The sequence below is a fragment of the Sandarakinorhabdus sp. DWP1-3-1 genome, assembly GCF_049896705.1.
Taxonomy (GTDB): domain Bacteria; phylum Pseudomonadota; class Alphaproteobacteria; order Sphingomonadales; family Sphingomonadaceae; genus Sandarakinorhabdus.
Genome location: NZ_JAFCUV010000003.1, coordinates 36,056 through 53,842, shown reverse-complemented (window position 1 = coordinate 53,842; position 17,787 = coordinate 36,056). Strand labels below are relative to the sequence as shown.

Sequence of the window (17,787 nt, the reverse complement as noted above, 5' to 3'; positions counted from 1 at the left end):
GGGCCCATGAACCACGATTTTTGGCACGGATGGCGCTGTCATCGACAGAGCCGGTGGGCCATGGGTCCCGGCCTGCGCCGGGATGACAGGTTACCGCAACACCCCCGACCGCCGCTGGAACGCATGCCGCGCCACCACCTCGGTACGCCCGCTGCCATCCGCCGGCGTCGTCACCAGCGTCACCGCCGCAACATCCCCCTGCAACTGCACATGCGCAAAACCCCACACCATCCCGCGCGCAAAGATCGGGTGGTACTGCGGATTACCCCGCGCCTGATGCCCCATGAACGCCGTGTTGAGCGGCCGCTGCTTGCCCGCCGCGCCGGTGACGATCGCCGGCATCGGCGGCAGCTTTGCGCCCGGCACCGCCGTGCTGCAATCGTCGGTGGCCAGCTCCAGCGTATGCTCGTGCCCGGCGAAATACAGGTCGGCGTTGCGACACAACACCGGCAGCAGCGCCGCCCGCAGCGACCGCGACTGCTGGAACTTGCCGCCCGCCGACGACCAGAGCGGGTGATGGCCGATGACGATCTTCCACTTCGCCGTCGACGCCTTCAGTCGCTTTTCGAGGTCAGCCACCATCGCGCGTTCGGCCGGAGTCGCCGGCACCGTCCAGGGTTCCGACGCGTCATATGTCGTCGTGGCGACCTCGCTGCCGTCGTCGGCCAGCTTGTCGTCGAGCACCTTTTCGCCGGCCAGCAGCACATGGGTGTCGAGCGCGAACACCTCGACCTCGCCCGCTGCCGCCGGCGGCTGCACCGCATAGCTGATGCCGTCCATGTAGAAGGGCCGGGTCTTTTCGAGGAAGGCGACTTCGCTCAACGCGGCTTCCCGCGAGATATGCCAGTCATGGTTGCCGAGCACGGCATAAAGCCGGAAATCCGGCTGGCCCCAGCCGAAATCGCCATAGGGCGCGACGAAAATGTCCTGGAACCGCTTGGCATCGTCGCGGCCGTCGGCGCCGAGGGTCGGCCCGTCGGGGTAGATGTTGTCGCCCAGCATCACGCCGAACTGGCAGGTGGCAGTCCTACACCAGGCGGTCATCGCCTTCGCCACCGGCATCATGCCGCTCGCGGCGACCGGCACGCCGCCGACCGTGGCGATGGTGCCCGGCGTGAATTCGGCAACCGGGCGCTTTTCCTTCAGCCATTTGGCCCGCGCCGCGGCGACATATTGCGCCTCGGTCCGCGGTGCCAGGTCCTCGGGGTCGAGATAGTCGAGGCTGTAGCCATGGTCGCCAAAGGCCAGGAAGCCGATGCCCGCCGTGGCTGTCGGCCGCGTCGTGGCGCAGCCGGCGAGCAGCAGGGCGGCGGCAAAGGGAGCCAGCGTCTTCATCATCAGAAGTTTACCCGCACGCCGCCGGTATAGCGACGGCCAAAGCGTTCCCATTCGATCGTGTAGCGGCTGTCGCGGACATAGCGGCGGCCCGGCTGGTTGATCAGGTTCGAGGCGTCGAAATAGACCTCGAAATTCGGCGTCACGGCATAGCGCGCCGAAAAGTCGAGCTCGTTGTCGGTCGCCCAGAACTGGTCGCCGCCATCGGCCGCGGCGCCCAGCGTATCGAGCCAGTTGGTGCGGACCTGGTATTGCAGGCGCAGCGACAGGCCGTATTTTTCATAATAGCCGCCGACGTTGAACACCGTATCCGACGTGCCGGGCAGGCTGACCTTGCCGCCCAATGGCGTCGTCGCCTCGCTGCGGTTGAGCGTCAGGTTGGTGGTGACGCCGAAACCCCCCATCCACGCCGGCAGGCCGAGCTGTTTGGTATAGGGTTCGAGCTGCTGCTGGAACGCCGCCTCCAGGCCATAGAGATGGCCGCTGCCGCCGTTGACCAGCGTGCTCAGCGTATACTGCGACCGGTCGATGCCGCCGCTGTCGAGCGCATTGTTGCCGACCGTGCGGCTGTCGTCGAACAGCACGTCCTTCACCTTTTTGTAGAAGACGCCGATCGACACATAACCCTGCGGCTGGGTGTACCATTCGAAATAGGCGTCGACGCCATAGGCGCGTTCCGGCTTAGCAAAGGGATTGCCGCCCGAAATCGTCTGGTTGGGGTCGTTGATCACGAGGTTGGGGCGCAGCTGGTCGTAATCGGCGCGCGAGGCGCCGCTGTTGAACGACAGCCGCAGCTTCTTGGTGTCGTCGACATTGTAGTTCAGGTGGAGGCTGGGGAAGACCAGCGTGCTGGCACTGTCGACGGTCAGCAGCGTGGTCGCGCCGTTGATGGTGGCAAAGGCGGTGCCGCGGTTTCTGACATGCTCGACCCGCGCGCCGCCCAGGATGCTGCCCCAGTCGAAGCGTGTCGTCGCCATCGCATAGCCGGCGAAGACCTGCTCGCGGACCTTGTAGTAATTGGCGTCGACGGGCGTGTAGGCGGCGATGCCCTCCGCCGCCTTGACGTACTGCTCCATCTTTTCGGTGCTGAAATAGCGGAAGTCGTAGGACAGCGGGATCTTGCCGCGGAACGGGCCTTCGAGCGACCAGCCGGGGCTGAACGTCGTCGGAATACCGGCAGCGGCGAATTGCGCCGCTGTGTTGACGACCAGCTGCTTTTCGATGGCTTCCTTGGTGCGCTGGTCGAACTGGCCGCCGATGGCGATGGTGGTGTCGCCGCCGAACAGGTCCGTGTCCTTCGACAGCTGGAACTTGGCGGTATAGGCGTTGGTGGTGTCGACGGCGTCGAGCGCGGTCAGCGAACTGAGCGGCCGGGCGAAATCGTCGATATTCCGTACCGCCGCCCCGGCCTGGTAGCTCGTCGGGTTGCTGTTGGTGATGGTGCGGAACAGCTGCAGCCGGGCCAGCTGCGGATCGGTGAAATCATAGGCCACGGTCGGCCGCAGGTTGCGCGTCGACGGGCTGTCGAACCGCGCCTCGCCGGTCACCGAGCGGTCGTCCCTCGACCGCGAATAGTTGAGCCGCCAGCCGAGCTTCCAGCCGTCGCCCCATTTGTGGTCGCCGCCCAGCGTGTTGGTGAAGATGCTCTGGCGAAAGGCGCGCAGCGTGGCGCGCTGGTTGATGTCGACGCCATAGACGGTGCCGGTGAACGGCGTGTTGCCGATGCAGACATCGGCATAGCCGGTGTTCGCCGGGCGCGGGTTGGCGGTGATCGTGCACGGCGCCGCGCCGCGGTTGTTGTCGCTCTGCCGGTCGTCGAGATCGAAGATGTAGTTGTCGCGGTTCTCGTCGTCGGTGAAGGCGGTGTAGATCGACGACAGGAAGATGCGGTTGCCGGCCGACGGCTCCCAGTCGAGCCGGCCCGACACGCTGTAGTTCTTGCGCGTCAGCCGATAGAGCTTGTTCTCGGTTTCGCGGGCCCAGATGCGGTCGGCGTTGCCGGGCTGCTGGTCCTGGCTCACCGTTTCCCAATCGGTCTCGAAATTGTCGGTCAGCATGTTGCGCTGGTAGTATGACCCCGAGACGAGGACGCCGATATCGCCGGCGCCGGTGTTCCACCGGTTGGCGACGACCAGCGAGCCTTCGAACTCCTCGCGGCTGCCGAGCTCGACGAGGCCGCCGCCGGCCTTCCCCGCGACATGGAAGCCCTTGTAGTCGAGCGCCGAGCGGGTGCGGATGTCGATCTGCCCGGCGACCGTCTCGCCGGTCAGGTCGGGCGTCACCGCTTTCCGCACGATGATCTGCGACGCGATCGCCGACGGGATGCTGTCATAGCGCGAGTCGCGGCCTTCGGGGCTGATGACGTTGACCCCGTCGAACGACAATGTCGTCCAGTTGATCGGCGCGCCGCGCAGCGACAGGTAGCGTGCCTGGCCCTGGTCGCGCTGGACGGCGACGCCCGGCAGGCGGCCGGCGGCCTGGGCGATGTTCTGGTCGGGCAGGCGACCCACCGAATCCGAGGCCGCGACGCTGATCAGCGAATCGGAATTCTTCTGGATGGCGAGCGCCGCGCTTTCCGATTCGGCGATCGGCCGGCTGGCGGTGACGATGATCTCGTCGGCTTCGGCGGCCTCGATGGCAGCGATCTCGGCCGCGTTGGCGACGCCGGCGTGCAGCGCGATGCCGGCAAGCAGCACGGCGCGAACGCCATGGCGGCGTCGATTGGAAAGGCTCGTCATCTGAAATGTCCCCGGCCGCGACCCATCGCGGTGCTGGGGGCGCTGCTATGGCGCGGGGATGACGGCCCGGCGTCAGAAACGTGACGGAAATGTTATAATGCCGGTCCGCCGGCCACGCTGTCAGCCGTTCGGCGATTGCCGCCGGATGAAGCCGCGGATATCGCGCGACAGCTTGGTCAGGTCGGCATCGTGGACGTACATCATGTGTCCGGCCTGGTAATATTCGAACTCGACGCGGCCGGCCGGAAAGCCCGGACGGGTCAGCGACTGTTCGGCGCCGAAGAAAGGCGTCGCAAAGTCGTAATAGCCCTGGCCGACGAAGATCTTCATGCCGCTGTTCTCGCGCAGCGCCTTCGACAGATAGGGCGCGACATTGACATAGGTGGTGCCGTCGCGACCGGTGCCGAGTTTCCAGTCCCAGGGGCCGACGCTGCCGATGGTGACATATTGCCGGTCGGTCTTGTAGCCGAGCCCGTCGCGCGCCCAGCTGTTGATGGCGGCGGTGTAGCTGGCATCGATGCCATAGAAGCTCGGGTCGTTGTCGGGTCCTTCGCCGGCATTGTCGTAGTCGATGCCGAGATAACGCGCGTCGAGCCGGCCGACGGTCGTGCCGCGATCGCGCAGCAGCTCCTTGTAGAAACGGTCGGGGCTGACCCGCAGATTGGCGCGGTCGAGATAGGCCTCGCTGAGCCCGGTGAAGCCCGCCAGCTGGCGGCGCACGGTGGCGCGCTCCTCCGCCGTCAGCGCGTTCCCCTTGAGCAGCGCGGTGATGTACGGCCCGCGGGCAAAGGCCCGGGCTTCATCGAGGAACGGCTCAAGCGCGCCCGCCTGACCTGACGCCGCCTGCGGCAGCGCCTTGTGATACCAGGCCACCGCCGCCATCGACGGCAGGGTGACGACATATTGCATCTCGTTGCCTTCCGATACGGCCTCGGCGCCGAAATCGAGGATCGTCGAGATGAGGATGACGCCGTTGACCGCGACATCGTTGTACGCTCCGGTCAACTCGTTGATCAGCGCCGCCGAGCGGGTGGTGCCATAGCTTTCGCCGCCGATGAACTTGGGCGCGTTCCAGCGCTTGTTCTCGTTGAGCCACAGCCGGATGAAATCGTTGATCGACTTGGCATCGGCGGTGACGCCCCAGAAGGTCTTGGGATCGGTCTTGCCGAGCGCGTGCGAGAAACCGGTGCCGACCGGATCGATGAAGACGATATCGGTGACATCGAGCAGGCTGTCGGGGTTGTCGACGATCGGATAGGGCGGCGCGCCGTCGTCCTTGGCATCGGCAATCCGCACCCGCTTCGGCCCGAACGCGCCCATGTGCAGCCAGACCGAGCCGGAGCCGGGGCCGCCGTTGTAGAGGAACGTCACCGGCCGCCGGGGGTCGGCGCCATCCTTGACATAGCTTGTCGAAAAGATCGCCGCGGTCGGCTTGCCGTCCTTGTCGCGCAAATACGTCTCGCCGGTGGTGGCGGTATAGCCGACCTTGACCCCGCCGAAGCTGCCGCTGTGCCGCGTTACGGAGCGGTTGGGCGGCGGGATGGCCTCGTCGGACTTGTCCGCCCGCGGCTTGTCGGGCTTGTCGGCATCCTGGGCATAGGCCGGCAGCGCATTGAGGAGGAGCAGGGCGGCGAGCGTCGGGCGAAGGTTCATGCCCCCAGCCTTAACGTTTCGTCTCCGCCGGGCAAGGGGCATAAGGCGTCATGTCCATCGCCGGATAGCGCGCCGCGGTACCGGCCAGGGTTTCCGGCGTCCAATATTCGCTGCCCGGCGGCGGAAAGCCGAACAGGTCGCGCTGGCGCACGCTCATCGCCGCCAGCGCGGTGGTCCAGCCCGGGCGGATCGCCTGGTCGGGCCAGGCGATCTTGCCGGTCCATTGCCAGCCGCGCCGCTTGAAATCGGTCATGATGATGAAGCGCGAGGCATCCGGCGCGGCGAAGTCGGTGCCGCGATGAAAGACATCGGTGCGATAGAGGATCAGCGTGCCCGCCGCCCCGGTCAGTGCGATCTCATGCTCCACCAGCGCACCCGGCGCGAGGATCTGCGGCGTCGTCGGCAGGCGGGCGCTCACCTGTAGCGGCACCGCGCAGGTCGGCGCGCAACCCTCGTCGACATCCGACAGCAGCATGATCGTCGTCAGCTGCGGCCGATCGGGGTGCGGCACCACCAGCGTGTGGTTGCCGTAATCGCGGTGGTGCGGCTGGTCGTAATCGATCGCGCCGGCGTATTTCGCCCAGAGCTCGATCTTGTACAGGTCGATGTCGGTGCCGCCGAGAAACCGTTCCGCTGCATCGACGAGATCGGGCAGCACCGGCAGCGCGTCGAGCGCCGGATTGTTGTACGGGAACAGCTTGATGCCGGCGAACTGGCTCTTGGCCATGCGCGCCTGGGCGGCGGGATCGGCGAAATAGTCGGCCGGCGTCGGAAACACCGTCCACAGCGCGTCGCGGGCGGCGGCGAGCACGTCCGCCGGAATGAACCCCGGTACCCGCACAAAGCCCGTCTCGCGCAGCTCGTCGAGCGCGCTGTCGGGGACGCGCATCAGGCGGTCAGCCCGGCCTCGACCGCCGCCATGTAGTCGCGGCGGATCGGCAGCGTGTCGCGGCGCTTGGTCAGCTGGATCTGGACGTTCATATGGCCGTCATTGTTGAACGCCGACATCGCCGCGGCAAGGTAGAACATCCACATCCGGTAGAAACGCTCGTCGTAAAGCGCGACGATCTCGGCCTTTTTCGCCTCGCAGTGGTCGTACCAGTGGCGGATGGTATGGGCATAGTGCAGCCGCAGCACCTCGATGTCGGTGATCCACAGCCAGGCTTTCTCGACCGCCGGCACGATCTGCGACAGCGCCGGCGAATAGCCGCCGGGGAAGATGTATTTCGCCGTCCAGGGGTCGGTGGCGCCGGGGCCGTCGGCACGCGCGATCGAATGGATCAGCGCGACGCCATCGGGCTTCAGCAGCGCCTCGACGGTCTGGAAGAACTGGTTGAAATGCGGCAGGCCGACATGTTCGAACATGCCGACCGACACGATCCGGTCGAAGCTGCCGGCGTGCTGCGCGGGCAGGGCGCGATAGTCGATCAGCTCGAACTTGACCTTGTCGGCGATGCCCATCGCCGCGGCCTTGCCTTGCGCATATTTCAGCTGCTCTTCCGACAGGGTGACGCCCAGAACCTCGGCCCCCGACACCTTGTGGAGATAGCGCGCCATGCCGCCCCAGCCGCAGCCGATGTCGAGCACGCGCTGGCCGGGTTTCAGGTCGAGCTTGGCGGCGATATGCGCCAGCTTGGCCTCCTGCGCCGCATCGAGGCCGATGTCGGCGCCATCCCCAAAATAGGCGCAGCTGTATTGCCGGTGCGGATCGAGGAACAGGTCGTACAGCCGGTCGTCGAGGTCGTAATGATGCGCGACATTGCGCTTCGACCGCCGCGCGAAATTGATCTGGTCGAGCTTCGCCGCGATGCTGGCCTGGCGCCACAGCGCGAACCGCACCGGATTGTCGCGCTGCCAGCGAAGGTTCCAGGTGACGAGATCGACCAGCTGCCGCACATCGCCCTGCTCGATGACCATGCGGCCGTCCATATAGCCTTCGCCGGCGCCCATCGCCGGGTTGATGGCCACCGCCCGCGCGCTCGCGGCATCGGTGAAGCGCACCGTCACCGGCGGCTTGGCCGCGTTGGGCTTGCCATAGACGTGTCGGTTGCCCTTGTGGTCGATAACGGTCAATTCGCCGTCGCGGATCATCTTGGTGAACAAGCGGTCGAGCAGGAACATGCGTCGCTACCTATCGCGCCCTGCCGCCGCCGCCTAGTCTTTCGGTAGGGGCGTTCAGTAACCCACCAGTTCCTGCCCTGTCAGCCGCACCACATGCACCACGTTCGTCGTCCCCGGCGTGGAGAACGGGACCCCGGCGATCAGCACCAGCGGGTCGCCGCCGCGGCCGATCTTGGTGCGCAGCGCACTGCGCTTGGCCTTTTCGACCATCTCCTCGAACCCGGCGACATCGCGCGTCACCACCGCATGGACGCCCCAGACCAGCCCCATGCGCCGCGCCGTCGTCAGCCGCGGCGTCAGGCACAGCACCGGCAGCTCGGCGCGTTCGCGGGCAGCGCGCCGGGCGGTCGAGCCGCTGATCGTGAAGCAGACGATGGCCTTGGCGCCGATCGTCCGGCTGATCGCGGCTGCGGCCGATGTCATCGCATCGGCGGTGGTGCGGCCGGCAGCGGTGTCGCTGAAATGCACCCGGGCGAAATAGCCGGGGTCGGCCTCCACCTCGCGGGCGATGGCGTCCATCATCGCGACCGCCTCGACCGGAAACTTGCCGGCGGCGCTTTCGGCCGACAGCATCACCGCATCGGCGCCGTCGTAGATGGCGGTCGCCACGTCAGACACTTCGGCGCGGGTCGGCGACGGCGACACGATCATCGATTCGAGCATCTGCGTCGCCACCACCACCGGCTTGCCGAACGATCGCGCCATGGCGACGATGCGCTTCTGCGCCGGCGGCACCTGCTGCGGCGGCAGCTCCACCCCCAGGTCGCCGCGCGCCACCATGACGGCATCGGCCAGCTCCAGGATCTCGGCCAGCCGCTCCAGCGCCGCCGGCTTCTCGATCTTGGCGAGCAGCGCCGCCTTGCCGCCGATCAGCGCGCGGGCTTCGGCGACATCCTCGGGCCGCTGCACGAAGCTGAGCGCGATCCAGTCGACGTTGTGCTCCAGCGCAAAGGCCAGGTCCTGCCGGTCCTTCACCGTCAGCGCCGGCAGCGGCACCACGACATCGGGGACGTTGACGCCCTTGTTGTCGCTGATGCGCCCGCCGACCTCGACCCGGCAATCGATGGCATCGGGCGCCACCGCCGTCACCCGCAGCACCAGCTTGCCGTCGTCGACGAGCAGCCGCGCGCCGGGCGCCAGCGCCGCGAACAATTCCTTGTGGGGCAGGCCGACGCGCGTGGCATCGCCCGGCGCCGCGTGGCGATCGAGCCGGAACGCGGCGCCGTTGACCAGCTCGACGCCGCCATCGGCAAATCGGCCGACGCGCAGTTTCGGCCCCTGCAGGTCGGCGAGGATGGTCAGCGGCTTGCCGGCGCTTTTCTCGACCGCGCGAATGGCGGCGATCAGCGCGGCCTTTTCGGCCTGGGTGCCGTGGCTCATGTTGACGCGAAAGGCATCGGCGCCGGCGGCGAGCAGCGCGGCGATGGCGCTTTCGGTGTTCGATGCCGGCCCCAGCGTGGCAAGCACCTTGACCCGGCGGCCGCGCGGTTCGAGATGTCGGCTCATCAACTGTTTCCCGGTCGTTGGTCGGCGAAGCGCCCCATAGCCGCCCCGACCGGCCTTTGCCATTGGAGAACGACATGTCAGATGCCTTTGTCGACGAAGCGACGCGCGATCGCATCCAGGCCGCCGCATTCCGGCGCCTGGTCCACCACCTGCAGGCCCGCACCGATGTGCAGAATGTCGACCTGATGGGCATCGGCGGCTTCTGCCGCAACTGCCTCGGCGACTGGCTGCACGAGGCGGCGACCGAGGCCGGCGTGCCGCTGGAGCACGCCGACGCCCGCAGTCATGTTTATGGCATGCACCAGTCCGATTGGAAGAAACAGCACCAGACCGAAGCGACGCCGAAGCAGCTGGCGCGCATGGCCGGATCGCTGGAACGCAACAAGGCGGCGGGGCTTTAGCGGGTCGGCGCCGGCACCGCCCCGGCGTTGCGGAAGATCAGCCAGTTGCCGATCGCGTACATGACGATGTTGATCGCCGCGAACAGGCCCCAGTACAGCAGCGGCGGCATCGCGGCGGCGAGGCCGAAGCGCGGATTGATGGCGAACTGCGAGACCCCGGCCATCACCAGCCCGAGATAGCTGAAGCCCATGTCGATGCGGTGGCGCCGCAGCCATGATGCCGCGCCGGTCTGGCGCCAGCGGCGCATCGCCCACAGGCCCATTGCCAGCGAATACAGGCTGACAAAGGCCAGGACATGGAAGATGCCGAAGCCGAGGCGATAGGTGGTCAGCGCGCCGATATTGACCGCCAGCATCGCCGCCGCATAGGCCCAGCCGATCTGGCGGTGGCGGGTGCCGCCCTTTGGCAGGACAAGCTGCGCGACGCCGATGGACAGCGCCAGGGCTGCGGCGACGAAGTGCAGCCAGAGCATCGGTGTCAGATTGGCGAACATGGATCTCCCCGGGGTTGCGACCTTGTCGGGTCGTTTCGCCGGGGCCCGGGTCTTGCCTCAAGCGCGTTTTCGCCTAGCTTGTCGGGAATTTCGTGAACGTGACCGAAGGCAGGATCGACGCTTCGTGAATTTGCGAGTTGCCGCGAACCGGCTGCCGGCTATCGCCGCCCGCCCCCCGCTCTCGATCGGGCTTGTCGCCGTGCTGCTGTGCGTCGTCGCGACGCCGTTCGGCACCGCCGCGCTGCCGGTGGCAGAACGGGCGCTGTTCTGGGCCCTGCTGATCGGCGTCAACATCGCGAAATGGCAGCTCTGGTATCGCCACGTCGCCGGCCGGGCCGGGCCGGGCTGGCAGGCGGCCGTCCTGATGGTCGTCGCCGGCGCCATCCTGCTCAACGCCACGCTGCCGCTGGAGCTCGGCCTCGCCTTTCGCCTCGTCGGCATGGCGGTGACGGTCGCCTGGGCGCCGACCTTCGTGTCGGCAATGGCGGTATCGCTGGCCATCGGCGCCGGGATCGCCGTCGCGCTGCGGCGCGCACCGGACGTGCCGACCGGTGGCCAGGCGTCTCTCCCCGCAGCCGTGCCGGCGCCCGGCAGTCTCGCCGCGCGCGCCGGCCTGCCCGATCTGCGCCAGGTCCGCGTCGTGGTGGCCGAGGATCATTACCTGCGCTTGCGGCTGGCCGATGGCCGCACGTCGCTGGTGCTGTATCGCTTCGGCGACGCGCTGCGCGAACTGGCGGCCCTGGATGGCGAGCAGGTGCATCGCAGCACCTGGGTGGCGGCGGCGGCGGTGACCGGCGCGGTACGCGACGGCCGGCGCTGGCGGCTGGTGCTCGCCGATGGCACCACGACGCCGGTGAGTGCCTCGTTCGTCGCGGCGGCGCGGGCGCGCGGCTGGCTGGCGCGGCCGCGCGACACGGCTTGAAATGCGGGACGCGCCCGTCCACTAACGGCGCTGACCAAGGGGGTGGCCGATCGGCAGCCCCGCCAGCCACGGAGCCCCCATGAACGAGAATGTTTCCGCCGAGCAACTGCGCCTGTTCATCGAGCGGATCGAGACGCTGGAAGAAGAGAAGAAGGGCATCGCCGACGACATCAAGGACGTCTATGCCGAGGCCAAGGGCACCGGCTTCGACACCAAGACGATGAAAGCCATCGTGCGGCTGCGCAAGATGGAAGCCCAGGCCCGCCAGGAGGCCGAAGCGCTGCTCGACACCTACAAGACGGCGCTGGGCCTGGTGGATTGATCAACGGGGGAGCGGCGCGATGACGATGCACATCTACGGCAGCAAGCTGTCACCCTTCGTCATGCGCCCGGTGCTCGCCGCCCGCGCCAAGGGGCATGAGCTCGAGCCCGAGGATTTCGACGGCGGCATCAAGTCCGACGCCTATCGCGCGCTGTCGCCCATCGCCAAGATGCCGCTGCTCGTCGACGGCGATTTCGCGCTGCCCGAAAGCCAGCCGATCACCGATTACCTCGACAGGAAGCTGAGCGGCCCCGCGCTGGCGCCCGACGACCTGCAGGCCGCCGCCCGCATGCGGCTGATCGTCCGCATCGCCGACATCTATCTGGTGCCGAGCCTGACCGGCATCTTCCGCCGCGCCGCCAATCCCGAAGGCGTGCCGGCAGCCCTCGCCGGCCTTGGCGATGCGCTCGGCTATATCGAGCATTACCGCGACGCCGGCGATGAATTCGTGGTCGGCGATGCCTTCACCGTCGCCGACGCCACGCTGATCCCGCTGTTCTTCTTCCTCGACGTCTTCAACAAATCCCTGGGCACCGGGCAACTGGTCGCCGACCGCCCCGGCCTTGCCGCCTGGTGGGCGCGCGCCAAGGCGTCGGATCTCGGCAGCCGCTGCCTCGCCGAACAGTCGGCGGCGTTGAGAGCGGTGAGCTGATCGTCTCCTCCCCTCCCTGCAGGGAGGGGAGTAGTCGCCGCCATTCACCCGCGCTAAGAAGCACCAACACCTCGGGGAGCCGCCATGCAGACGCGATTGACGATCAACGGCACCGCCCAAACCCGCGAGGTCGCGCCGGCGACCCTGCTGGTCGAGTTGCTGCGCGACGAGCTGGCGCTGACCGGCACCCATATCGGCTGCGACACCAGCCAATGCGGCGCCTGCAACGTCCTCATCGACGGCCAATCGGTCAAAAGCTGCACGATCCTCGCGGTGCAGGTCGACGGCAAGGCGATCACGACGATCGAGGGGCTGGCCACCGGTGACACGCTCCACCCGATGCAGGCGGCGTTCAAGGAAGCGCATGGCCTGCAGTGCGGGTTCTGCACCCCCGGCATGGTCATCGCCGGCATCGAGATCGTCCGCCGCCACGGCCCCGACGTCGATGCGGCGACGATCGCCCATGATCTCGAGGGCAATCTCTGCCGCTGCACCGGTTACATGAACATCATCAAGGCGATTCAGGCGGGCGCTCGCGCCATGGGGGAGACAGCGCATGCGTGATTTCGAATACGCTCGCCCCGCATCGCTCGCCGATGCCGCCACGGCCTTCAGCGGCGGTGGTGAGGCCGCCTTCATCGCTGGCGGCCACACGTTGCTGCCCGCCATCAAGTCGCGGCTGCGCATGCCCGACACGCTCGTCGATCTCGCCGGCGTCGCCGGGCTGACCGGCATCAGTTCCGATGGCGACCGCCTGTGGATCGGCGCGATGACCACCCATGCCACCGTCGCCGCCGACGCCACTGTCGCGGCAAAGATCCCCGGCCTCACCGGCATGGCGAAACTCATCGGCGACCCCCAGGTCCGCAACCGCGGCACCTTGGGCGGTGTCATCGCCAACAACGACCCCGCCGCCGATTATCCCGCGGCGCTGCTGGCGCTCGATGCCATCGTCGATACCGATCGCGGCTCCCATGCCGCCGACGATTATTTCCAGGGCATGTTCGCAACGGCGCTCGCCGACGGCGAGATCGTCACCCGCGTCGGCTTCCGCGTGCCGCTGGCCTCGGCCTATGCCAAGTTCCGCCACCCGGCGTCGCGCTATGCCGTCGTCGGCGTCTATGTCGCGCGCTTTGCCGATACCGTCCGTGTCGGCGTCACCGGTGCCGGTCCCGGCGCCTTCCGCTGGCCCGCGGCCGAGGCGGCGCTGGCGGCGGATTTCAGCGCCGCGGCGGTCGCCGGCCTGACCCTTGATCCCGCCGATCTCAATTCCGACATCCATGCCGGCGCCGAATATCGCGCCCATCTGGCGGGCGTCATGCTCGCCGATGCGGTCAAGGCAGCATAGCTAAGGAGACGCCCGCGTGATCACGACGACGACCAGCAGCATCGAAGGCCGCCCGATCGCCCAATATCTCGGGCTCGTCTCGGGTGAGGCGGTGATGGGTGCCAACATCTTCCGCGACCTGTTCGCCGGCATCCGCGACATCGTCGGCGGGCGTTCGGGCGCCTATGAAAATGTCCTGCGCGGCGGCCGCGACCAGGCGCTGTCGGAACTGATCGAGGAGGCGCAGCGGCTCGGCGCCGATGCCATCGTCGGCATCGCGCTCGATTACGAAGCCATCGGCGCCAGCGATTCGATGATGATGGTGGTGGCGACCGGTACCGCGGTGAAGCTGGCCTGATCTTGCCTTTCGGCCATGGCCTGGCCTAGAGCCTCTCGCCATGGCCGGTCATTCCAAATTCAAGAACATCCAGCATCGCAAGGGCGCGCAGGACAGGAAACGCGCTGCCGCCTTTTCGAAGCTGTCGCGCGAAATCACCGTCGCCGCCAAGGCGGGGCTGCCCGACCCGGCGATGAACGCCCGGCTGCGTGCCGCCGTGCTCGCCGCCCGCGCCGGCGGCATGCCCAAAGACAATATCGAACGCTCGATCAGCAAGGCCGCCGCCAATGACGGCACCAACTACGAGGAAGTCCGCTACGAAGGCTTCGGCCCCGGCGGCGTCTCGCTGATCATCGAATCGCTGACCGACAACCGCAACCGCACCGCGACCAACGTCCGAACCGCGGTGTCGAAGAACGGCGGCAACCTGGGCGCGTCCGGCTCCGTCAGCCATGGCTTCGAACGGCTCGGCCTGATCAGCTATCCGGCCGGCGCCGGCAGCGCCGAGAAGGTTTTCGAGGCGGCACTGGAAGCCGGCGCCGAGGATGTCGAATCGTCCGAGGACGGCCACGAGATCTGGACCGCCATCGACGGCATGCACGACGTCGCCAAGGCGCTGGAAGCCGTGCTCGGCGAGGCCGAAGGCATCAAGCTCGCCTGGAAGCCTGGCACCATGGTAACCGTCGGGGAAGGCGACGCAGCCCAGCTGCTGAAGCTGATCGACGCGCTGGAGGAGGACGACGACGTCCAGACCGTGTGGGGCAATTACGATGTGCCGGAAGACGTGCTGGAAAAGCTTTGAAGCCGGCGCTGGGGGCCCTGTTGCTGGCGATGGCGGCTCCCGTGTCCGCCGCTGACGACGCGAGCGCGGTTCGCGCGGCGCGGGCGGCGTACAACGCCGCGATCCTGGCGCATGACGTGCCGGCCGTGCGCGCGGCGTTCGTCGACGGCTATGTCGGCATCGCCGGCAGCGGCGGCGAGGTCATCAGCGGCGGCGATGCGATGACGGCCTATTTCGCCGACAGCTTCCGCAATCCGCAATTCATTTCCTATGTCCGCACGCCCGATGTCGTGACCATCGCCGTTCCGGCCGAGCGCGCCATGGAACGCGGGCACTGGCTCGGCCGGTTCCGCACCGCCACCGGCGAGACCCGGCTCAGCGGCGAATATCTGGCGGTCTGGGTGCCGACGCCGACCGGCTGGCGGCTGCGCAGCGAAACCTTCGTCACGCTGGGGCGCGAAGCCGCCACCGCCGAGTGATCGTTCTCGGCCTCGATCCCGGCCTCGCCAAGACCGGCTGGGGCATCATCGAATCCACCGGCAACCGCCTCCGCCACATTGCGCACGGCACGGTGAAGACCCGCCCCACCGAGCCACTGGCGGACCGGCTGGCGGCGCTTTACGCTGGGCTGGAGGCGGTCATCGCCACCCACGCCTGCACCGCCGCCGCGATCGAGGAGGTTTTCGTCAACGCCAACCCGCAATCGACGTTGAAGCTGGGCCAGGCGCGCGGCGTCGTGCTGCTGGCGGCGGCGCGCGGCGGGCTCGAGGTTGCCGAATATGCGACCCGGCTGGTGAAAAAGGCCGTCGTCGGCACCGGCGGCGCCGACAAGGTCCAGGTCCATGCCATGGTCGAACGGCTGCTGCCGGGCACCAGAGTCACCGGCGAAGATGCCGCCGATGCGCTGGCGGTGGCGATCGCCCACGCCCATCTGGCGGCGACTGCGCGCCTGCGCGGCGTCGCATGATCGCGCGCCTGAAGGGCCTGCTCGATTCGACCGCCGCCGACGCCTGTGTCGTCGATGTGAACGGCGTCGGCTATCTGGTCAGCGCCTCGGCCAAGACATTGGGCGCGATGGGCGGCATCGGCAGCGCCGTGGTGCTGCACATCGAAACCCAGGTCCGCGAGGATGCCATCCAGCTGTTCGGCTTTCTGGGCGAGGCGGAGCGCGACAGTTTCCGCCTGCTGACGACGGTGCAGGGCGTCGGCGGCCGCGTCGCGCTGGCGATCCTGTCGGTGCTCGGCCCCGACGAGCTGGCCCACGCCATCGCTGCCGCCGACACCGCCAGCATCGCGCGCGCCAACGGCGTCGGGCCGAAACTGGCGGCGCGCATCGCCAACGAATTGAAGGGCAAGTTCGGCGCGGTCGCGCTCGGCACATCGGCACCGCTGCCGGTCGGCTCCGCGCACGGCGTTGTCGCCGATGCCCTTGCGGCGCTGGCCGGCCTCGGCTTCCGCCCGATGGACGCCAGCCGCGCGGTGGCGGAGGCGCAGGCGGAACTGGGCGAAGGCGCGGCGGTCGGTGAACTGATCCGCGTCGCGCTCAGGAAAAGCGCACGATGACCCCCGATCTCGACCCCAAGCGCAAGCCCGACGACATCGACGCCGCGCTGCGCCCGAAATCCCTCGCCGAGTTCATCGGGCAGGAGGCGTTGCGCGCCAATCTCGCCGTCTTCGTCGCCGCCGCCCGCTCGCGCGGCGAACCGCTCGACCATGTTCTCCTCCACGGCCCGCCCGGCCTCGGCAAGACGACGCTGGCGCAGATCGTCGCCCGCGAACTCGGCGTCGGCTTTCGCGCCACCTCGGGGCCGGTGATCGCCAAGGCCGGCGACCTCGCCGCGCTGCTGACCAACCTCGATCACCACGACGTGCTGTTCATCGATGAGATCCACCGCCTGTCGCCCGCCGTCGAGGAGATCCTCTATCCGGCCATGGAGGACCGCGTCCTCGACCTGATGATCGGCGAGGGGCCGTCGGCACGCTCCGTCCGCATCGACCTGCCGCATTTCACCCTGGTCGGTGCCACCACCCGCGCCGGGCTGCTGACGACGCCGCTGCGCGACCGCTTCGGCATCCCGCTGCGGCTGGTCTTCTACACCGTCGACGAGCTCGAACGCGTCGTCACCCGCGCCGCGGCACTGCTGCAGCTCGATCTGACTGCCGATGGCGCCCGCGAGATCGCCGGCCGCGCCCGCGGCACGCCGCGCATCGCCGGGCGGCTGCTGCGCCGGGTCCGTGATTTCGCCGCCGCCGCCGGCACCGCCACTGTCGACCGGACCGCCGCCGACCGTGCGCTCAACAGGCTTGAAGTCGACAAGCTCGGCCTCGACGCGATGGACCGGCGCTACCTGATGATGATCGCCGACATCTATCGCGGCGGCCCGGTGGGCATCGAGACGCTCGCCGCGGGCCTCAGCGAGGCGCGCGACACGCTGGAGGAGGTCATCGAGCCGTTCCTGATCCAGTCCGGCCTCGTCGCCCGCACGGCGCGCGGCCGTATGCTCAACGCCGGCGCCTGGAAGCATCTCGGCCTCGCGCCGCCGGCCGGAACGCCGTTGCAACTGCCGCTGCTCGATATCGATGACATGAACGACGGGTAACGATCGCGTTCAGCCCCGGCGCAGCCGACTCGCGCTAAACCGTCTTCATCGACCGCCGGAGCGGCCGAAAAGGAGGACGTCATGACGGCCAAGCTGATCACCACCACCGCACTGCTTTCGGCACTCGCGCTCGGCGTCGTCCCGGCCGCCGCAAGCGCCCAAAATCGCGACGGCTACCGCGACAACTACCGCGGCCAGGAATTCAGCCAGCGCGACCGCAGCGGCTATGGCGGCCAGTATGCGCGCCAGGGCTATTACGGCAACCAGGGCTACAACGGCGGCTACAGCGGCAACTATGTCCAGCCCGGCTACGGCGGCGGCTACAACAACGGCTATGTCCGGCAGGGTCATGGCGGCTACTACCAGCAGCGCCGTGGCTATAACGGCTACAACCAGGGTTATCGCTGCCGCAACAACAACAATACCGGCACCATCCTCGGCGCCATCGCCGGCGGCCTGATCGGCAACGGCGTCGCCGGTCGCGGCGACCGGCTGCTCGGCACCGTCATCGGCGGCGGCGCCGGTGCCCTAGTCGGCAACAGCATCGATCGCAACGGCCGCAACAATCGCGGCTGCTGAACGCAGGCGCATACGGTAG

At 68.1% G+C, this 17,787-nt stretch carries 20 protein-coding genes; 13 read left to right on the top strand and 7 right to left on the bottom strand.

Annotated features, from left to right (window positions below):
• Nucleotides 1–90 precede the first annotated feature (90 nt).
• From ACP7AI_RS13945 to pyk, 6 genes are all read right to left on the bottom strand, one after another.
• Nucleotides 91–1,335, bottom strand: a complete 1,245-nt coding sequence (locus tag ACP7AI_RS13945) for a metallophosphoesterase (RefSeq protein ID WP_426168507.1) — start codon at nucleotides 1,333–1,335, stop codon at nucleotides 91–93.
• Between the two features lie 2 nt (nucleotides 1,336–1,337).
• Complete coding sequence (locus ACP7AI_RS13940; protein WP_426168504.1) at nucleotides 1,338–4,073, bottom strand: TonB-dependent receptor; 2,736 nt, start codon at nucleotides 4,071–4,073, stop codon at nucleotides 1,338–1,340.
• A 120-nt stretch (nucleotides 4,074–4,193) separates the two neighbouring features.
• Nucleotides 4,194–5,726: a S10 family peptidase gene (locus ACP7AI_RS13935; protein ID WP_426168501.1), complete on the bottom strand. Its 1,533-nt coding sequence runs from the start codon at nucleotides 5,724–5,726 to the stop codon at nucleotides 4,194–4,196.
• A 10-nt stretch (nucleotides 5,727–5,736) separates the two neighbouring features.
• Nucleotides 5,737–6,615, bottom strand: a complete 879-nt coding sequence (locus ACP7AI_RS13930; RefSeq protein WP_426168498.1) for a hypothetical protein — start codon at nucleotides 6,613–6,615, stop codon at nucleotides 5,737–5,739.
• On the bottom strand, nucleotides 6,615–7,847 hold the full coding sequence (locus ACP7AI_RS13925; protein WP_426168495.1) for a class I SAM-dependent methyltransferase: 1,233 nt from the start codon (nucleotides 7,845–7,847) through the stop codon (nucleotides 6,615–6,617). Before ACP7AI_RS13925 ends, ACP7AI_RS13930 begins: the two co-directional genes overlap by 1 nt.
• A gap of 54 nt (nucleotides 7,848–7,901) precedes the next feature.
• Nucleotides 7,902–9,353 carry a pyruvate kinase gene (pyk, locus tag ACP7AI_RS13920; RefSeq protein ID WP_426168492.1) on the bottom strand — a complete coding sequence of 484 codons (1,452 nt, stop codon included), beginning with the start codon at nucleotides 9,351–9,353 and terminating at the stop codon, nucleotides 7,902–7,904.
• Between the two features lie 74 nt (nucleotides 9,354–9,427).
• Between pyk and ACP7AI_RS13915 the strand changes: the two genes are divergently transcribed.
• Entirely contained in the window at nucleotides 9,428–9,754 is a 327-nt protein-coding gene (locus tag ACP7AI_RS13915) for a DUF1244 domain-containing protein (protein ID WP_426168490.1), read from the top strand.
• Here ACP7AI_RS13915 and ACP7AI_RS13910 read toward each other — a convergent pair.
• Nucleotides 9,751–10,248, bottom strand: a complete 498-nt coding sequence (locus ACP7AI_RS13910; protein ID WP_426168487.1) for a DUF2306 domain-containing protein — start codon at nucleotides 10,246–10,248, stop codon at nucleotides 9,751–9,753. The genes ACP7AI_RS13915 and ACP7AI_RS13910 overlap by 4 nt on opposite strands.
• 124 nt (nucleotides 10,249–10,372) lie before the next feature.
• Here ACP7AI_RS13910 and ACP7AI_RS13905 point away from each other — a divergent pair, with 124 nt between their 5' ends.
• From ACP7AI_RS13905 to ACP7AI_RS13850, 12 genes are all read left to right on the top strand, one after another.
• Nucleotides 10,373–11,170: a LytTR family transcriptional regulator DNA-binding domain-containing protein gene (locus ACP7AI_RS13905; protein ID WP_426168485.1), complete on the top strand. Its 798-nt coding sequence runs from the start codon at nucleotides 10,373–10,375 to the stop codon at nucleotides 11,168–11,170.
• Between the two features lie 79 nt (nucleotides 11,171–11,249).
• Nucleotides 11,250–11,492: a DUF2312 domain-containing protein gene (locus ACP7AI_RS13900; RefSeq protein ID WP_426168483.1), complete on the top strand. Its 243-nt coding sequence runs from the start codon at nucleotides 11,250–11,252 to the stop codon at nucleotides 11,490–11,492.
• Nucleotides 11,493–11,511: 19 nt separating this feature from the next.
• A complete protein-coding gene (locus ACP7AI_RS13895) occupies nucleotides 11,512–12,144 on the top strand; it encodes a glutathione S-transferase family protein (RefSeq protein ID WP_426168481.1) in 633 nt (210 codons plus the stop codon).
• Nucleotides 12,145–12,228: 84 nt separating this feature from the next.
• Nucleotides 12,229–12,708 (top strand): (2Fe-2S)-binding protein, encoded by a 480-nt coding sequence (locus ACP7AI_RS13890; RefSeq protein ID WP_426168479.1) that lies wholly within the window; start codon nucleotides 12,229–12,231, stop codon nucleotides 12,706–12,708.
• A complete protein-coding gene (locus tag ACP7AI_RS13885) occupies nucleotides 12,701–13,492 on the top strand; it encodes an FAD binding domain-containing protein (RefSeq protein ID WP_426168476.1) in 792 nt (263 codons plus the stop codon). The genes ACP7AI_RS13890 and ACP7AI_RS13885 overlap by 8 nt, the downstream gene beginning before the upstream one ends.
• Nucleotides 13,493–13,508: 16 nt before the next feature.
• Nucleotides 13,509–13,829 carry a YbjQ family protein gene (locus ACP7AI_RS13880; protein ID WP_426168473.1) on the top strand — a complete coding sequence of 107 codons (321 nt, stop codon included), beginning with the start codon at nucleotides 13,509–13,511 and terminating at the stop codon, nucleotides 13,827–13,829.
• 40 nt (nucleotides 13,830–13,869) lie between these two features.
• A complete protein-coding gene (locus tag ACP7AI_RS13875; RefSeq protein WP_426168471.1) occupies nucleotides 13,870–14,610 on the top strand; it encodes a YebC/PmpR family DNA-binding transcriptional regulator in 741 nt (246 codons plus the stop codon).
• 41 nt (nucleotides 14,611–14,651) lie between these two features.
• Entirely contained in the window at nucleotides 14,652–15,068 is a 417-nt protein-coding gene (locus ACP7AI_RS13870; protein ID WP_426168469.1) for a nuclear transport factor 2 family protein, read from the top strand.
• The gene (ruvC, locus tag ACP7AI_RS13865; protein ID WP_426168466.1) at nucleotides 15,065–15,556 is read left to right on the top strand and encodes a crossover junction endodeoxyribonuclease RuvC; all 492 of its coding nucleotides are present in this window, start codon (nucleotides 15,065–15,067) and stop codon (nucleotides 15,554–15,556) included. The genes ACP7AI_RS13870 and ruvC overlap by 4 nt, the downstream gene beginning before the upstream one ends.
• A complete protein-coding gene (ruvA, locus tag ACP7AI_RS13860; RefSeq protein ID WP_426168463.1) occupies nucleotides 15,553–16,152 on the top strand; it encodes a Holliday junction branch migration protein RuvA in 600 nt (199 codons plus the stop codon). The genes ruvC and ruvA overlap by 4 nt, the downstream gene beginning before the upstream one ends.
• On the top strand, nucleotides 16,149–17,189 hold the full coding sequence (gene ruvB, locus ACP7AI_RS13855; RefSeq protein WP_426168460.1) for a Holliday junction branch migration DNA helicase RuvB: 1,041 nt from the start codon (nucleotides 16,149–16,151) through the stop codon (nucleotides 17,187–17,189). The genes ruvA and ruvB overlap by 4 nt, the downstream gene beginning before the upstream one ends.
• Nucleotides 17,190–17,270: 81 nt before the next feature.
• Nucleotides 17,271–17,768, top strand: coding sequence for a glycine zipper 2TM domain-containing protein (locus tag ACP7AI_RS13850; protein WP_426168457.1), 498 nt, complete (start codon nucleotides 17,271–17,273; stop codon nucleotides 17,766–17,768).
• The last annotated feature ends 19 nt before the right edge of the window (nucleotides 17,769–17,787 follow it).

Bases quoted from the DNA above. Each gene is read 5' to 3' on its own strand.
- ACP7AI_RS13915 (WP_426168490.1), top strand. From the start codon at position 9,428: ATGTCAGATGCCTTTGTCGACGAAGCGACGCGCGATCGCATCCAGGCC.
- ACP7AI_RS13850 (WP_426168457.1), top strand. From the start codon at position 17,271: ATGACGGCCAAGCTGATCACCACCACCGCACTGCTTTCGGCACTCGCG.
- ACP7AI_RS13910 (WP_426168487.1), bottom strand. From the start codon at position 10,248: ATGTTCGCCAATCTGACACCGATGCTCTGGCTGCACTTCGTCGCCGCA.
- ACP7AI_RS13895 (WP_426168481.1), top strand. From the start codon at position 11,512: ATGACGATGCACATCTACGGCAGCAAGCTGTCACCCTTCGTCATGCGC.
- ACP7AI_RS13875 (WP_426168471.1), top strand. From the start codon at position 13,870: ATGGCCGGTCATTCCAAATTCAAGAACATCCAGCATCGCAAGGGCGCG.
- ACP7AI_RS13930 (WP_426168498.1), bottom strand. From the start codon at position 6,615: ATGCGCGTCCCCGACAGCGCGCTCGACGAGCTGCGCGAGACGGGCTTT.
- ACP7AI_RS13945 (WP_426168507.1), bottom strand. From the start codon at position 1,335: ATGAAGACGCTGGCTCCCTTTGCCGCCGCCCTGCTGCTCGCCGGCTGC.
- ACP7AI_RS13890 (WP_426168479.1), top strand. From the start codon at position 12,229: ATGCAGACGCGATTGACGATCAACGGCACCGCCCAAACCCGCGAGGTC.
- ACP7AI_RS13925 (WP_426168495.1), bottom strand. From the start codon at position 7,847: ATGTTCCTGCTCGACCGCTTGTTCACCAAGATGATCCGCGACGGCGAA.
- ACP7AI_RS13940 (WP_426168504.1), bottom strand. From the start codon at position 4,073: ATGACGAGCCTTTCCAATCGACGCCGCCATGGCGTTCGCGCCGTGCTG.
- ACP7AI_RS13885 (WP_426168476.1), top strand. From the start codon at position 12,701: ATGCGTGATTTCGAATACGCTCGCCCCGCATCGCTCGCCGATGCCGCC.
- ACP7AI_RS13900 (WP_426168483.1), top strand. From the start codon at position 11,250: ATGAACGAGAATGTTTCCGCCGAGCAACTGCGCCTGTTCATCGAGCGG.
- ruvA (WP_426168463.1), top strand. From the start codon at position 15,553: ATGATCGCGCGCCTGAAGGGCCTGCTCGATTCGACCGCCGCCGACGCC.
- ACP7AI_RS13935 (WP_426168501.1), bottom strand. From the start codon at position 5,726: ATGAACCTTCGCCCGACGCTCGCCGCCCTGCTCCTCCTCAATGCGCTG.
- ruvB (WP_426168460.1), top strand. From the start codon at position 16,149: ATGACCCCCGATCTCGACCCCAAGCGCAAGCCCGACGACATCGACGCC.
- pyk (WP_426168492.1), bottom strand. From the start codon at position 9,353: ATGAGCCGACATCTCGAACCGCGCGGCCGCCGGGTCAAGGTGCTTGCC.